Annotated in this window: 13 protein-coding genes; 2 read left to right on the top strand and 11 right to left on the bottom strand. The window is 44.5% G+C overall.

Features of this window, described 5'->3' with window-relative positions; all coding sequences use genetic code 11:
• Positions 1–265: 265 nt before the first annotated feature.
• Complete coding sequence (locus R7E29_RS22680; protein WP_005379248.1) at positions 266–883, bottom strand: c-type cytochrome; 618 nt, start codon at positions 881–883, stop codon at positions 266–268.
• 159 nt (positions 884–1042) lie between these two features.
• Here R7E29_RS22680 and yihA point away from each other — a divergent pair, with 159 nt between their 5' ends.
• On the top strand, positions 1043–1702 hold the full coding sequence (yihA, locus tag R7E29_RS22675; protein ID WP_017635019.1) for a ribosome biogenesis GTP-binding protein YihA/YsxC: 660 nt from the start codon (positions 1043–1045) through the stop codon (positions 1700–1702).
• Positions 1703–2450: 748 nt separating this feature from the next.
• On the opposite strand, the gene polA is transcribed toward yihA, so the two are convergent.
• From polA to hemB, 3 genes are all read right to left on the bottom strand, one after another.
• Positions 2451–5237 carry a DNA polymerase I gene (gene polA, locus R7E29_RS22670; protein WP_054576817.1) on the bottom strand — a complete coding sequence of 929 codons (2787 nt, stop codon included), beginning with the start codon at positions 5235–5237 and terminating at the stop codon, positions 2451–2453.
• A 619-nt stretch (positions 5238–5856) separates the two neighbouring features.
• Positions 5857–6291: a GNAT family N-acetyltransferase gene (locus R7E29_RS22665; RefSeq protein WP_005379245.1), complete on the bottom strand. Its 435-nt coding sequence runs from the start codon at positions 6289–6291 to the stop codon at positions 5857–5859.
• 127 nt (positions 6292–6418) lie between these two features.
• Positions 6419–7480 carry a porphobilinogen synthase gene (gene hemB / locus R7E29_RS22660; protein ID WP_031777176.1) on the bottom strand — a complete coding sequence of 354 codons (1062 nt, stop codon included), beginning with the start codon at positions 7478–7480 and terminating at the stop codon, positions 6419–6421.
• Positions 7481–7664: 184 nt separating this feature from the next.
• Here hemB and R7E29_RS22655 point away from each other — a divergent pair, with 184 nt between their 5' ends.
• A complete protein-coding gene (locus R7E29_RS22655; protein WP_054576816.1) occupies positions 7665–8426 on the top strand; it encodes a TatD family hydrolase in 762 nt (253 codons plus the stop codon).
• Positions 8427–8887: 461 nt separating this feature from the next.
• Here the strand turns inward: R7E29_RS22655 and tatC are convergent, their stop codons facing one another.
• The 7 genes from tatC to rmuC form a co-directional block, all read right to left on the bottom strand.
• Entirely contained in the window at positions 8888–9640 is a 753-nt protein-coding gene (gene tatC / locus R7E29_RS22650) for a twin-arginine translocase subunit TatC (RefSeq protein ID WP_005379234.1), read from the bottom strand.
• 68 nt (positions 9641–9708) lie between these two features.
• Complete coding sequence (gene tatB / locus R7E29_RS22645; RefSeq protein ID WP_033905892.1) at positions 9709–10107, bottom strand: Sec-independent protein translocase protein TatB; 399 nt, start codon at positions 10105–10107, stop codon at positions 9709–9711.
• Positions 10108–10110: 3 nt separating this feature from the next.
• The gene (gene tatA, locus R7E29_RS22640) at positions 10111–10356 is read right to left on the bottom strand and encodes a Sec-independent protein translocase subunit TatA (RefSeq protein ID WP_005382958.1); all 246 of its coding nucleotides are present in this window, start codon (positions 10354–10356) and stop codon (positions 10111–10113) included.
• 52 nt (positions 10357–10408) lie between these two features.
• Entirely contained in the window at positions 10409–12043 is a 1635-nt protein-coding gene (gene ubiB / locus R7E29_RS22635) for a ubiquinone biosynthesis regulatory protein kinase UbiB (RefSeq protein ID WP_005379226.1), read from the bottom strand.
• Positions 12040–12675, bottom strand: coding sequence for an SCP2 domain-containing protein (locus R7E29_RS22630; protein WP_005379213.1), 636 nt, complete (start codon positions 12673–12675; stop codon positions 12040–12042). The genes ubiB and R7E29_RS22630 overlap by 4 nt, the downstream gene beginning before the upstream one ends.
• 11 nt (positions 12676–12686) lie before the next feature.
• A complete protein-coding gene (ubiE, locus tag R7E29_RS22625) occupies positions 12687–13466 on the bottom strand; it encodes a bifunctional demethylmenaquinone methyltransferase/2-methoxy-6-polyprenyl-1,4-benzoquinol methylase UbiE (protein WP_005379210.1) in 780 nt (259 codons plus the stop codon).
• A 77-nt stretch (positions 13467–13543) separates the two neighbouring features.
• On the bottom strand, positions 13544–15076 hold the full coding sequence (gene rmuC, locus R7E29_RS22620) for a DNA recombination protein RmuC (RefSeq protein ID WP_005379209.1): 1533 nt from the start codon (positions 15074–15076) through the stop codon (positions 13544–13546).
• Between the last annotated feature and the right edge of the window lie 27 nt (positions 15077–15103).

Below are 15103 nucleotides of genomic sequence, written 5' to 3'. Positions count from 1 at the left end.
CGCCTATTTTTCTAAAAAATCAAAATTATCATTTAATCAAAAACTTAAAAACACTAACAAGAAAAAGTCAACATCAAGTATGGCAAATGTCTCACAAACTGCCGAGCCAACTATCGCTTTCGTATCCACACTCGACTGTGATATCTATCACGAACAAAAATGCCCTAGTGGATTTACTAGGGCATTTTTGTACAAGTTGCTCGAACGATGTAGGGACATCTACCCAACCAGCTCAAGATGCAGGATCTTGAGCGATTTAGGTATATTAGTGCAGACCGCCAACGTATTTAGACAGCACTTCGATATCTTCGTCTGTCATTTTCTTCGCGATGTCGCGCATCATGGCATTCATATCATTACCACGGTCGCCATCACGGAATTTTTCTAGCTGAGCTTTGATGTAGTCAGCATGCTGACCAGAAATTTTCGGGAAACCTGAAAGCTCAGTACCATTGCCACGAGGACCATGACATGCAATACATGCGGTTAGGCCACGTTCGGCATCACCAGCGGTATAAAGCGTTTTGCCTTTTGCTACTACATCTTCAGGTGTTGAGTTTTCTGAAACTGGTAGCGAAGCGTAGTAAGCAGATAGGTCTGCGATATCTTCATCGCTCAGTGGCATTGCCATACCACTCATTACAGGATCGTAACGACCTTGTTTACCACCACTTGTCATGCCTAGCTTAAGTTCTTTTAACTGCTTCTCAAGATACTTAGCGTGTTGGCCTGCGAGTTTCGGGTACGTTGTTATTGCACTGTTGCCATCTGCTCCGTGACAGGCGACACAGGTTTGTGATTTTGCTTTACCAGCCTCAATATTACCTTGGGCCCATACTGAGCAACTGGCTAAAAGACTCAAAATTAGCGCTAATTTCTTCATGACATTCCATTATAATTATCAAGCTTCCAGTACCACGGAATGTGAACATACCGCGTACACTCATGGTACAATAGGCGACCTTATGCCGAGCACGGTTATTTTACACATTTTCACAAAAAAGTAATCAATCGACTACACAAAGTCGAGATGGAGTTAACAGTGAGCGTAAAAATTCATTACCAAAATACGCATTTCATCACCAGCGCACCCGATATTCGTCACCTGCCGGAAGACGAAGGTGTCGAAATTGCGTTTGCAGGACGCTCAAACGCTGGTAAATCGAGTGCACTTAACCGTCTAACTAATCAAAAAAGCTTAGCCAAGACATCAAAGACACCTGGTCGTACGCAATTAATCAACCTTTTCAAAGTAGAAGAAGGTTGTCACATTGTCGATCTACCTGGATACGGTTTTGCTCAAGTACCGGTAGAGATGAAAAACAAATGGCAGAAATCTTTGGGTGAATACCTACAGAAACGCGAGTGCCTAAAAGGCTTAGTGGTTCTAATGGACATTCGTCATCCAATGAAAGATCTCGACCAACAAATGATTTTCTGGGCCATCGATAGCCACATTCCTGTGCAGGTTTTGCTAACCAAAGCAGATAAACTAAAAAGTGGTGCACGCAAACAAACTCTACTGAAAGTTCGTAAGCAAGTAGAAACTTTCGGTGGTGACGTTTCTGTTGATGTGTTCTCTTCACTGAAAGGATTAGGTGTCGATCAGCTACGTGCAAAACTGGATACCTGGTTTGCACCAGCACTAGCGCACCTGATAGAAGAAGACGAACAAGAGATACCAGCGAGCGATGAAGAATAATTAACAATATTTGTTAAATTTCTTCGACACGGCCCTGCCATTTGGTGGGGCTTTTGTTTATCTGAACTAAATAACAGGCAATAAAAATCCCCGCCTTCCTGGCAGGGATAACGGGAGAGAAAAATTGGTAATTATTGTTATGTGACGAAGCATTGCTGAACTGAGATTCGATTTCAATAGGTTAAAAAGCGCTCTTGTTTCCTGTGCATCACCAAACATTCACTCGAAAAACACCCAATAGCTTTACAATTCAGACAGTTAAGCCAAGCAAAGCTTCAAAAAAGATGTAACTTAGTTTCCTTCAAGAAAAAATAATAGTGTGACTGGCGTAAATTTACAGGATGAATAACGCGATAAATTTGAAGGAAAAATCGAGATTTTGCAGTGATTTAGAAAGGTCAAAAAAGAAGGTTTCTGAAGGCTTACTTTAAGCTACTGATCCAAAAGAATAATTTTCTTTCGTCCAATAAAAAACGCCCCAGTCAAAAACTGACTGGGGCGGCTGAATCAGCCTAATCCAATAACGTGAAACAAAAGGTCTGAAAGATAGAACATCTTACCTCTGTACCCTACGAGTATTAATGTACAACAATTGGTCAGAATTGCAAAGAATTTTTGTAGTTTTTTTTCATGAAATTTTTATTAAGCAACATCAAAGTTAACTTTGCGCTAGCTTTTTTAATCTCAAAAAAAAGCCAGCGTTTGTGCGCTGGCTCATAATTAATTGGTTATTTTGGTCTAAAAGTGACTAATGAGCTTGATCCCAGTTATCACCGTGACCTGCTTCTGCAACCAACGGTACTTTTAGCTCTGCTGCAGATTCCATCAATTTCTGTACTTTACTTTCAATTTCGGACAATGATGACTCTTCAACTTCAAAGACCAATTCATCGTGTACTTGCATTAATAACTTCACACGACCATTGCCTTCTTCCTGAATCCACTGATCAACCAACAGCATCGCTTTCTTAATGATGTCCGCAGCCGTACCTTGCATTGGTGCGTTGATTGCCGCACGTTCAGCAGCTTTACGACGCATCCCGTTGCGCGATTTGATTTCTGGTAAATGCAAACGTCGACCAAAAATCGTTTCAACATACCCTTTATCTGCTGCCGTGCTGCGTGTGTCTTCCATGTACTGCATCACGCCTGGGTAACGTTCAAAGTATGTATCCATGTACGCTTGAGCCTCACCACGAGGAATGCCTAATTGCTTCGCCAAACCAAACGCACTCATGCCGTAAATAAGACCGAAATTAACCGCTTTCGCACGACGACGTTGCTCACTTGAAACGTCTTCAATAGAAACACCCATGATTTCTGCTGCGGTTGCCGCGTGGATATCTTTGCCATCACGGAATGCATCCAACAACGCTTGGTCACCAGAAAGGTGCGCCATGATGCGAAGTTCGATTTGCGAGTAGTCGACCGCTAAGATTTTATGCCCTGATGGCGCGACAAACGCTTGACGAATACGACGGCCAGCTTCGTTACGAATTGGAATGTTCTGTAAGTTCGGATCAGTAGAAGATAGACGACCCGTTGCAGTCACTGCTTGGTGGTAAGAAGTATGCACGCGCCCCGTTGATGGGTTGATCATCTTCGGCAGTTTGTCGGTGTAAGTTGATTTTAGCTTCGCCAAACCACGGTATTCCAAAATCAGTTTTGGTAGTGGGTAGTCTAGCGCGAGTTCTTGCAGAACTTCTTCATTCGTCGATGGTGTGCCTGATGGCGTTTTCTTCACAACCGGTAAACCCATTTTTTCAAATAGGATGGCTTGTAATTGCTTTGGCGAGTTCATGTTAAACTCTTGCTCTGCAATTTCGTACGCTTTCTTTTCAAGCTCATCAAGGCGAGCGGTAATCTCGACCGACTGCGCACTCAGCTTCATTTCATCGATAAAGACCCCAGTGCGTTCAATGCGCGAAAGAACTGGCACCAACGGCATTTCAATCTCTTCGTAAACTGTCTTCAGGCTTTCATCCTGCTCGATATTAGCAAACAAGCGATTGTGCAGACGAAGGGTCACATCCGCATCTTCTGCCGCGTATGGCGATGCTTGTTCCAGTTCGATTTGGTTAAACGTAAGCTGATTTTTGCCTTTACCTGCAATTTGCTCAAAAGAAATGCAGCTGTGCTGTAGGAAGCGAAGCGCCAAGCTGTCCATATCGTGTTTACCGCCGACACTGTTGTAGATATACGATTCCAACATCGTGTCGTGCTTGATACCTTTTAGCTCAATGTCGTAACGAGCGAGTACAGACGCATCATACTTTAAGTTTTGACCGACTTTTGCTTTCGCTGCATCTTCAAGAATTGGCTTCAGCTGTTCTAGTACCCAATCACGATCAAGCTGTTCAGGCGCATCTAAATAGTCATGTGCAACTGGCACATAAGCCGCAATACCTTCATCGACAGCGAATGACAAACCAACTAGATTCGCTAGCATGTAATCTAGGTTATCGGTCTCCGTATCAAATGCAAACAGCTCAGCCGTTTGAAGTTTATCTAGCCAAGCATTGAAGGTTTCTTTATCCAGAATTGTTTCATATTGGCTGCGATCGATTGTTACCGCAGAAGTTTCCATCTCGGCTTGAGAAGAAGAAGCTTGTGAAGATCCCGCAAGCTCTACGGCCTCCACTGATCCAGAACCGCCTTCAAGTAGTTCATTCAACCAAGATTTAAACGTCAGTTGGCCATACAGCTTCACTAATTCGTCTTTATTTGGTTCCGCTTTCAGCAATGATTCTGGCGTTTCCTCAAGCTCAACATCCAATTTGATGGTCGCGAGCTCATACGAAAGCATGGCATTTTCTTTGTTGTCGATGAGCTTTTTCGCCATGGTTTTAGAACCACGGAAACCAAGCCCTGCAATATCATCGAGGTTTTCATACAACTTCGTCAGACCACCAATACCTTGCAGTAGTGCGGTCGCTGTTTTATCACCGACACCCGGTACACCAGGAATGTTATCTACTTTATCGCCCATCAGTGCTAAGTAGTCGATGATCAATTCAGGTGGAATGCCAAACTTTTCAACCACACCTTCACGATCCATTACGACGTTCGTCATGGTGTTGATCAAGGTAATGTTATCATCCACTAGCTGCGCCATGTCTTTATCACCAGTACTGATCAATACAGGCATGCCCTTTTGTGATGCTTGGTATGCTAACGTACCGATGACGTCATCCGCCTCGACGCCAGGAACACAGATCAGCGGCAAACCCATTGCACGAATAACATTGTGTAATGGTTCAATTTGACAACGCAGGTCATCCGGCATTGGCGGACGATTCGCTTTGTATTCTGCATACATATCATCACGAAAGGTTTTTCCCTTTGCATCGAAAACCACCGCGATGCGCTCAGACGCAAACTGACGCATCATGCTGCGTAACATGTTCACGACGCCGTAAATGGCATTAGTTGGAATTTCACCATTGCTCATGGTGCCCGGGTAGGCGTGAAAAGCGCGATATAGGTAAGAAGAGCCGTCGATAAGGATCAACGGATTTTCAGGAATACTTGCCATAATTGTCTGTATCCAATTCAGTACTTGAGAGATCTGCCTAGGATGCCATGACTGCTGATCTGAATCTATCTTGTTCGCTCGATCTAGGTCGCGTAAATTTTTCCGACTTTATTCACGAAAACACCACCTCCTGTGGATAACTCTGTTTATAGAAATTATCCACTGGTTATCCAATAACAAAAAACACAAGAAAGCACCAACCCAAACCATTGATTAATAACAACAAATTCGCATAACGGCGAGAAGATCAACGATCCTAAAATGATCATCGCATGTGGAAAAGATATTAATAGTGACGTCAAATAGAAATCGTAGAAAAGAAAAAAGCGACCCGAATGGGGTCGCCTAGCAGAAGTGGTAAAGCAAATTCTGTAAATAGAGCAGCTTAACCAAGAAGCTATAAATTACACTGGAAGCAATGTGAGCAATGTCGTGTCAAAAAGAATTCGTGCAAGTTCTCGGAAAAATGTTTCATCACTTCTCAACTTTCAGTTAATTAACTTCTGTTAATAAGTCACTCAACGTCCTTGTGAACTTTCCTCATTCCCTAAGACAGGTTTAATAATAATGATTCTCATTTCGTAGTCAACAGTTAAATGAGAAAAAATCTCATTTATTTTCACATTGCTTTAATGAAATGCACTCGAGATTCTCGAAGATTTACTTTTTCTTCAAACTTTTCAATTATATAGCCATTTCTCAACAACAAGCGAAGCATAGCCGGAAACTGGTTTCGAGATTTCACTTTTAATGTGTTGTAGCCTTGTTCTGCCACCCAATCCTCTTGAGCTTCCAAAAGCAGTTGTGCCACGCCTTCATTTCGAGCTTCAGGGACAACACCACCTAACCAGCTATAGAAAACACCATCCTCTAATTCGTAACCTATTTTGAAGCCGACAATCGTGCCATTTTTTTCTGCAACGAGGATTAAACTGTTTTTCTCTTCTAAACGTTGAGTCATGGAGTCTACCGTTTCTCCTTTCGAAAACTCGGTAACACGCGCCACAACTTGAAGTGCTTCTTCCAATGTGCCTTCACGAATCAGCATTGTCATTATTCTCTTCTCCAAAATAAAAATACCCAAGCACCTTGGATTGTTACTGTTGTAATCCGCCTGAGGTTACTTGGGTATATACAGACGAACAACTCTTGTTGGTCTGGTATTTCTCACTGAGCGATAATTACTCTTCTGTCGCTTCCGGAGTACGATTTAGGTGTTGAGCAGTTTGTGCATTCTCTTCTGCCAACCACTCAGCAACGTCTTTCGCAAAGTACGTTAAGATGCCATCTGCACCTGCACGTTTGAAGCACAATAGTGATTCCATCACAATTTCACGCTCTTTGAGCCAGCCATTCATGATCGCCGCTTTATGCATCGCGTACTCGCCAGAGACTTGATAAGCAAATGTCGGTACTTGAAGTTCAGTTTTTACTCGGCGAACTACATCTAAGTATGGCATACCAGGTTTAACCATCACCATGTCCGCACCTTCATTGATGTCTAGCGCCACTTCGTGAATCGCTTCATCAATGTTTGCTGGGTCCATTTGGTAGTTTTTCTTGTTGCCGCCTTTTAGATTTGAAGAAGAGCCAACCGCATCACGGAATGGTCCGTAGTAGTTCGATGCGTACTTAGCCGAGTAAGCCATGATTTGAGTATGAATGTAGCCCGCGTTTTCTAATGCTTCGCGGATCTTACCAATTCGGCCATCCATCATGTCTGAAGGCGCGACTACGTCAGCACCCGCTTCTGCATGAGACAAAGCCTGCTTAACCAATACTTCTGTGGTTTCATCATTCATTACGTAGCCATCTTCATCGATGATGCCGTCTTGGCCATGTGTCGTGAATGGGTCGAGTGCCACGTCTGTGATTACACCAATTTGAGGAATGTGTTCTTTAAGTGCTCGTACTGCTCGCTGAACCAAACCTTCTGGGTTGTAGGCTTCAGTAGCACATAAGCTTTTAGCGTCTTGGTTTACGACAGGGAAAAGCGCGATTGCTGGAACGCCTAGATTTGCAAGGTATTGTGCTTCTTCTAGCATTAAATCAATCGACAAACGCTCTACACCCGGCATGGACTCCACGCTCTCACGACGATCTTTACCCATAAGAATGAACATTGGGTAAATCAGATCATTAACAGAAAGTTGGTTCTCAGCCATCAAACGACGACTAAAATCGTGCTTACGTAAACGACGCATACGGCGTGCAGGGAATGGACCTTGAATTGATACAGACACCATTTTCTCCTTGTCTGGACGGTTATGATGATCAAATCATCTGGTGAACAAAATCATATCACTCTTGATGCATGTTGCGAGTGACAATCTGGAAAAAGGTAATGAAAAAAACTGAAAATGACCCAGCACTCACACTCAAGTATACTTCGAATACGAAACCAACCATGAAGCACAGAGAGTAACGATGATCGATACCCACGCGCACATCTATGCTAGCGAATTTGATAACGACCGCGATGAAGTAGTACAACGCGCCTTAACGCAAGGCATTAATAAAATCCTGTTGCCAAACATCGATCTGGACTCAATTGAGCCCATGCTAAAAACCGAAGCGGCATATCCTGACGTATGCCACTCAATGATGGGGCTGCACCCTTGCTATGTGGATAACAACGTTGAGCAAACGTTGGAGATCATCCGCGGCTGGTTTGAGAAACACAAGTTTATTGCGGTGGGCGAAATCGGTATCGACCTGTATTGGGACAAAACCTATCGTGCTGAGCAAGAAATGGCGTTCGTAGCTCAACTTAACTGGGCAAAAGAGATGGATTTACCGGTCGTTATCCACACTCGTGATTCGATTGAAGAAACACTCACTTTGCTACGACAAGAGCAAGATGGTCGTCTGCGTGGTGTATTCCACTGTTTTGGAGGCAGCTTAGAAGAAGCACAAGCAATCAATGAGCTAGGCTTCCACTTAGGCTTAGGTGGCGTATCAACCTTTAAGAATGGCGGGATGGATAAAGTCATTCCACATTTGGATATGCAGTGGGTCATTTTAGAAACCGACTGTCCATATTTAGCGCCGGTGCCACACCGTGGTAAACGTAATGAACCAGCCTACACTTCTCTCGTTGCACAACGTGTTGCCGACTTGCGTGATGTCGACATCGCAACCATCGATGCCATAACGACTGAGAATGCCAAAACGCTGTTTAATATTTAATTCACGAGAATTGAAAAAAGCGACGAAATCAACGTCGCTTTTTTATCACCTAAACTATTGAATGAACGATTCAACCCGTTGAAATAGTAGAACAATCCATACAAAATTATTGATAAACATAATAATTAACTAGCAACTCTACTTACTTCTCATATCGTCACTTTACTTCGTCCGCTTTGCAAAACTGTCGACAACTCGACACATTATTTTTCTATACTGATTTACGCCCATTAATTAGCACAAATGTAAAACAGCATGAATATGGAAGTTGAAGTGTGTACACATGGTGCTTACTTACAACGCGTACCGCGCAGTTTTTTTCAAAAGCTGCTGGGCATCAAGGAAGTATACGTATGCACAAAATGTGGTTACGTCATGAAAGTTAAGTAATTAGCCCAAGAAAAAACCAACCGCAAAAAAAAAGCGGCTCAATTGAGCCGCTTTTCACATCTAGATTAGCCTTATTCTTCGGTTTCCGCTTCTACTTCTTCGCTTCGACGAGTATAAAAACGCGCGAAGAACAAACCGACTTCAAACAGTAAACACATCGGAATAGCGAGTAAGGTTTGCGAGATCATGTCTGGTGGCGTTAACACCATACCTACGACAAACGCAGCCACTATAATATAAGGACGTTTCTGTCTTAAATCTTCTGGTGTAGTGGCCCCAGTCCAACACAACAAAATAATCGCAACAGGCACCTCGAATGCGATACCAAACGCCATAAATAGCGCCAGCACAAAGTCGAGATAACTCGAGATATCAGTTGCAAACTCTACTCCACCAAGAGAAATGGCGGTAAAGAAGCCAAACACCAATGGAAATACCACGAAGTAGGCAAATGCCACTCCACAGTAGAACAATAGCGAACTAGAGAACAGCAGTGGCATGATCAATCGACGTTCATGCTTGTACAAACCTGGCGCTACAAATGCCCACACTTGATACAAGATAAACGGCACCGCAATAAATACCGAAGCAATTAACGTCAGCTTAAGTGGCGTAAAAAAAGGTGACGCTACATCCGTAGCAATCATGGTCGCGCCTTCAGGTAGACGTTCTACTAAAGGTGCGGAAACAAACTCGTAAATGTGGTTAGAGAAATAAATTAGTCCGACAAACACGACCAACACTGCGAGGATTGAGCGCAGTAGTCGGTTGCGAAGCTCCAACAAATGACTAATTAAAGGTTGTGTCTGCTCGACGGTAGACATGGCAAACCTCTTATTAAAAACCAGATCAAAAAGGAGCTACCAATCACTAGTAGCTCCTCCTAATGAGACTATTCGGCTTTCTTATCTGCCGCTGTAACCTTGCTCTCTTGCGCTTTCTCTACCTTTTCTGCTGCTGGCTCTGTTTTTACAGGCTCAGCCTCTGAATCGGTGTTCTTTGCGTAAGGACGATTTACAGATTGCGCTGCCTTCTTCAACTCTTCAACTGAAGATTTCAACTCAGGGGACAAATCATCCATCCCCATTTGTTCTGCTTTGCGCAAGTTTTCTTGCAGCTCTTGGACTTTCAGCTCGTGTGACAATTCGTCTTTGACGCTATTTGCCATACTCTTAGCGGCACCGATAAAGCGAGACACGCTGCGAATAGCATGAGGCAAACGCTCCGGCCCAAGAACGACCAGACCAACAACAGATATTAATACCAGTTCCCAAAAACCGATATCAAACACGTTTTACGCCTGCTCTTTGTCTTTTTTCGTTTCAGGAGCAGCTTCTTTTTTCTGCTGCTCTTCTAGACTTTTTGGTTCGAAGTCTGCGTCTTTGTCATTTTTTGCAGGTTCATCTTCGCTCATCGCTTTTTTGAAGCCCTTAACGGCACCACCCAGATCGCCACCGATACCGCGTAGTTTCTTTGTTCCGAATAGCAATACAACAATTACAGCAATGATTAGAAGTTGCCAAACACTGATACCACCCATTCTCTTTACCTCGGGTCTTTAAACAAACAAAAATATTTCAAGAGTTTAACGTCTATTGACGATAAGCTCGCCAACTAAGCAGCCAAAATGTGACACCTGCGATACCGCAGGCCAACGAAAGCTGCTCAAAAGCATCGTTCACCAATATTGCCGAGCATACGACTAAAGTCGCGCCAACGCCAAACAAAAACTTTCCTGTCGCCTGCTGGCGCTTGCTCTGGCGATACCCTTGATAAAGCTGATCCATACGTTGATTCATCGCTTTACCTTGTTTCAGGCTATCGTAAAGTAGCTCTGGCAGTTCAGGTAATTTCTCTGCCCAAAATGGTGCGCGGTCTTTAATCGCATTCACTAGAGCTTGCGGCCCAACTTGATTCATCATCCATTCCTCCAGGAATGGTTTTGCGGTCTCCCACAAATCAAGTTGAGGATATAGCTGCCTACCAAGCCCTTCCACGTACAACAGCGTTTTTTGCAACAGTACAAGCTGTGGCTGAACCTCCATATTGAATCGACGTGCCGTGTTGAACAAATTCAACAACACATGACCAAAAGAGATTTCGCACAATGGCTTAGCAAAAATAGGCTCACACACAATGCGAATCGCGAACTCAAACTCATCGACATTGGTATCCGCAGGCACCCACCCTGAATCCACATGTAACTCCGCCACTCGGCGGTAGTCACGATTGAAAAACGCCAGGAAGTTTTCCGCCAGATAACGCTTGTCTTCGCTATTAAGTGTACCAACGATTCCGCAATCTAGCCCTATCCACATTGGGTTCTCTGGATGTTCGGGTTTGACGAACACATTACCCGGATGCATATCGGCATGGAAAAAGCTGTCTCGGAACACCTGAGTGAAGAACACACTCACACCGCGTTCCGCGAGCAATTTCATATTGGTGCCATTTGCTTTCAAGCCTTCAATATCAGAGACTTGAATGCCATATATTCGCTCAGAAACCATGACAGTTTCATTACTGAAGTCGGGAAAAACTTCAGGAACATACAATTCTTCGCTGCCCTCAAAGTTGCGGCGCAACTGAATGGCATTCGCCGCCTCACGTCGCAAGTCGAGTTCATCAAGCAGGGTTTTCTCGTACTCACGCACGACTTCAACTGGTTTTAAACGACGTGCTTCAGGCATCGCTCCGGCGACTATACGCGCCATTCGGTGCATCAGTTTTAGATCTGAATCAATGACTGGGCGAATATCTGGGCGGATAACCTTTAATACCACTTCTTGGTTAGTGTCTTTTATGCGCGCAGTATGTACTTGAGCAATCGACGCAGACGCCAGTGGTTTGATATCAAACTCGGTAAACCATTTTTCTAACGGACCTCCCAATGCTTGCTCCATCTGCTTTTTTGCCAACTCGCCATCAAAAGGCGCGACTTGGTCTTGAAGTAAAGCTAGGGGATCAGCGATATGCGGAGGAAATAAGTCACGGCGCGTCGACATCATCTGACCGAACTTAATCCAAACCGGCCCCAGCTCTTGCAGTGCTAAACGCAGACGTTCACCGAGTGGTTTTTCTGGGTGCTTGTTCTTAATCCAAAACAAGCTTTTGCGCAGTAAAAGCGGAGCTTTGGTCAGTTGGTGATCGGGAAGCAGCTCATCTAAGCCGTATTCCAGTTGTACTTTGGCGATGTGGTATAAGCGCTTTAGTTCTGCTGGCGTCATGGTTTCTCCAATGCAGGCTTATCTGCATCCAGCTTATTCAGCAAAGCCGTTAAACGAGCTTCAATGCGAGAAGCCTGGCTGCGAACCTCATCAACTTGGTCGCAGAAATAGGCCACTTCTAACGGAGCGGGAGCCAGTTTCCATTCTTCAGTCACTACTTGCGCAAGATGACGCTGGTGTTTTTCTGCTTGAGACGCAAGAAAGTTGCCGATGTTTTTTGAACCTTGCACAAAGGTATGTGCGGCGACATCGCCAGTCACGCGAGACAACCACTCTTCAACATCTGGTTTACAATCCACCATCAACTGAGAGAATTTCTGCGCCAATTGAATATCGCCTTCGAGTTCAAGTTTATCTTGTTTAATAAGACGAGTGATGTTGGCCTGATCGCGCAGCTCTGGTAACACACTCAAGTTGAGCGATAGGTAGCAGTTAGGCTGCCCTTCGTAATGACCAAGCACATCAATTTGCTGACTAAAAACGAATGTCAGTGTTTTATTGATCTCTTTCAGGTGAACTTGAATAACTTGACCTTTTAGACGCGCTAAACGACGGCCCAATGCAGGGTCGTCTTTGATCAGTGTATTCAGTGACGTTTCAATCACAGCGGTGATAAGTGGTTCAAATGGCATGCCGTTAACCCTTAGAATTTATAACCGCGATGCAAAGCCACAATACCACCAGTTAAGTTGTAGTATTTGGTGTTTTCAAAACCTGCGTCTTGCATCATGCCTTCCAGCGTTTCTTGGTCTGGATGCATACGGATTGACTCCGCTAGGTAGCGGTAACTCTCTGAGTCATTCGCAACTAGCTCACCGATTCTCGGCAACAAGTGGAATGAATATGCGTCGTATACTTTAGATAACGGCTCTAGCACTGGTTTTGAAAATTCCAACACCAATAGACGGCCGCCAGGCTTCAGTACGCGGAACATTGAACGAAGCGCTTTGTCTTTGTCTGTCACATTACGCAAACAAAAACTGATGGTGATAACATCAAAATAATCATCAGGGAACGGCAGTTCTTCTGCGTTGGCTTGAACATAATGCACGTTACCCACAATACCGTTGTCACGCAGTTTATCGCGACCAACGTTAAGCATTGAGTTATTGATATCGGCAAGGATGACATGGCCTTCATCGCCAACAATGCGCGAGAATTTCGCCGTCAAATCACCCGTACCACCACCTAGGTCAAGAATACGTTGGCCAGGGCGAGCACCACTACAATCGATAGTGAAGCGCTTCCAAAGGCGGTGAATACCACCAGACATCAGGTCATTCATGATGTCGTATTTTGTTGCCACGGAGTGGAATACTTCGGCAACCTTAGTCACTTTTTCGTCTTTTGCCACTGTAGAGAAACCAAAGTGAGTGGTTTCATTCTCTAACGCTGTATTGGATTGCAAACTTGTGTCCGTCATTCTAATTCCTCTTAGGCAGCGCTTTCCTCTACGGGGCGTTTGTTGACAAATAAAATCGCCCACTGCACTGCGGGCGATTAGTTTACTTTATCCTCAGCCGGATGTCTTTCTACTAACGGGTCATTTTCTGAAAATGCATCACTCTGCGCTAACTGCGCGAGGTCGGAAGAAATCGGTCGTTTAATTTCAACTCCCAAGTGTTTAAAGCTTTCGGCTTGGCGAATCACATTTCCGCGCCCTGTGGCAAGCTTGTTCATCGCACCTTGATAGCTTTGATTCGCCTTATCCAGCGCACCGCCGAGCCCCTCCATGTCGTCTACAAACAATCGTAATTTGTCGTAGAGTTTTGTCGCACGCTGCGCAATCATTTTGGCGTTTTCATTTTGGCGTTCATTGCGCCATAGATTATCAATGGTGCGCAATGCCACCAGCAACGTTGTTGGGCTCACCAAAATGATGTTTTGCTCCATCGCGTCTTTAATCAAGCTCGGATCGGCTTGAATCGCGACTTGGAACGCCGGCTCAACCGGGATAAACATCAGAACATAGTCCAAACTCTGAATACCTTTGAGTTTGTGGTAGTCCTTCATGCTTAACCCTTTGATATGTGCACGTAGAGCAGCTAAGTGCGCATTCAAAGCCTGATCGCGCTCAGCATCAGTTTCGGCGTTGAAGTAGCGCTCATAGGCAACCAGCGCCATTTTAGAATCCACAACCACTTGTTTGTTTTGTGGGAGATGCACAATGACATCAGGTTGGTAACGCTTGCCTGCTTCATTTTGTAAGTTCACCTGAGTCTGATATTCGTGCCCTTCACGCAAGCCAGATTCGGCAAGTACCCTAGCGAGCACCACTTCGCCCCAGTTACCTTGCTGTTTGTTGTCCCCTTTCAACGCTTGGGTCAAATTAACCGCTTCGCGCGTCATTTGTTCGTTCAAACGTTGCAGGTTTTTCAGCTCATGCACTAGGGTATGGCGCTCTTTAGCTTCTTGGCTAAAGCTGTCATTAACGTGCTTTTTGAACCCTTCTAACTGTTCTCTAAGCGGTGACAACAAGCCTTCTAAACTCTGACGGTTTTGCAAATCGACCTTCGCGGTTTTTTCTTCAAACAGTTGATTTGCCAAGTGCTCAAATTGTTGTTTCAAGCGTGCTTCTGCTTGTTCTAAAATTTGCAGTTTTTCGGCATTAGCTTGGTTAATTTGCTCATGGCGAGCTTGCTGTTCACGCAGCTGCGTTTCTAGACGTGATTTGTGTTCACGCATTTGACCAAGCTCATCAAAGTATTGCTGGCGCTCTTGCTTTACGGCCTCGAAGTAACGCAGTTTTTCCATAGCTGCCATCAGCTTTCCGTGCGTTTGACGCACTTCAAACGCGGCTTTATCGCGCTCATCATCTAATTCATCCAACTCTTGCTGGGCATCGGCAAGGCTTTGCTTGACCTGTTCAAGTTGCTGTTGATGAAGCTGTTTTTCTGAAACAAGTTGTTGCTCGAGAAGCTGAGTTTGGGTGATAAAACGCTGTTTCACCCACCAACCGGCAGCGACACCACTAAGCGTGGCAGCACAAAGAGAAGAGAGAATGAGAGATTGGTACTCAAGAATCCATTGCATAATAGCGAGTTAGCCTGTGTTTTGTAT

The sequence above is a fragment of the Vibrio sp. Vb1729 genome, from assembly GCF_033338655.1.
Classification (GTDB): Bacteria; Pseudomonadota; Gammaproteobacteria; order Enterobacterales; family Vibrionaceae; genus Vibrio; species Vibrio alginolyticus.
The sequence above is the reverse complement of the archived record's forward strand: the minus strand, read 5'-3'. Positions and strand labels throughout refer to the sequence as shown.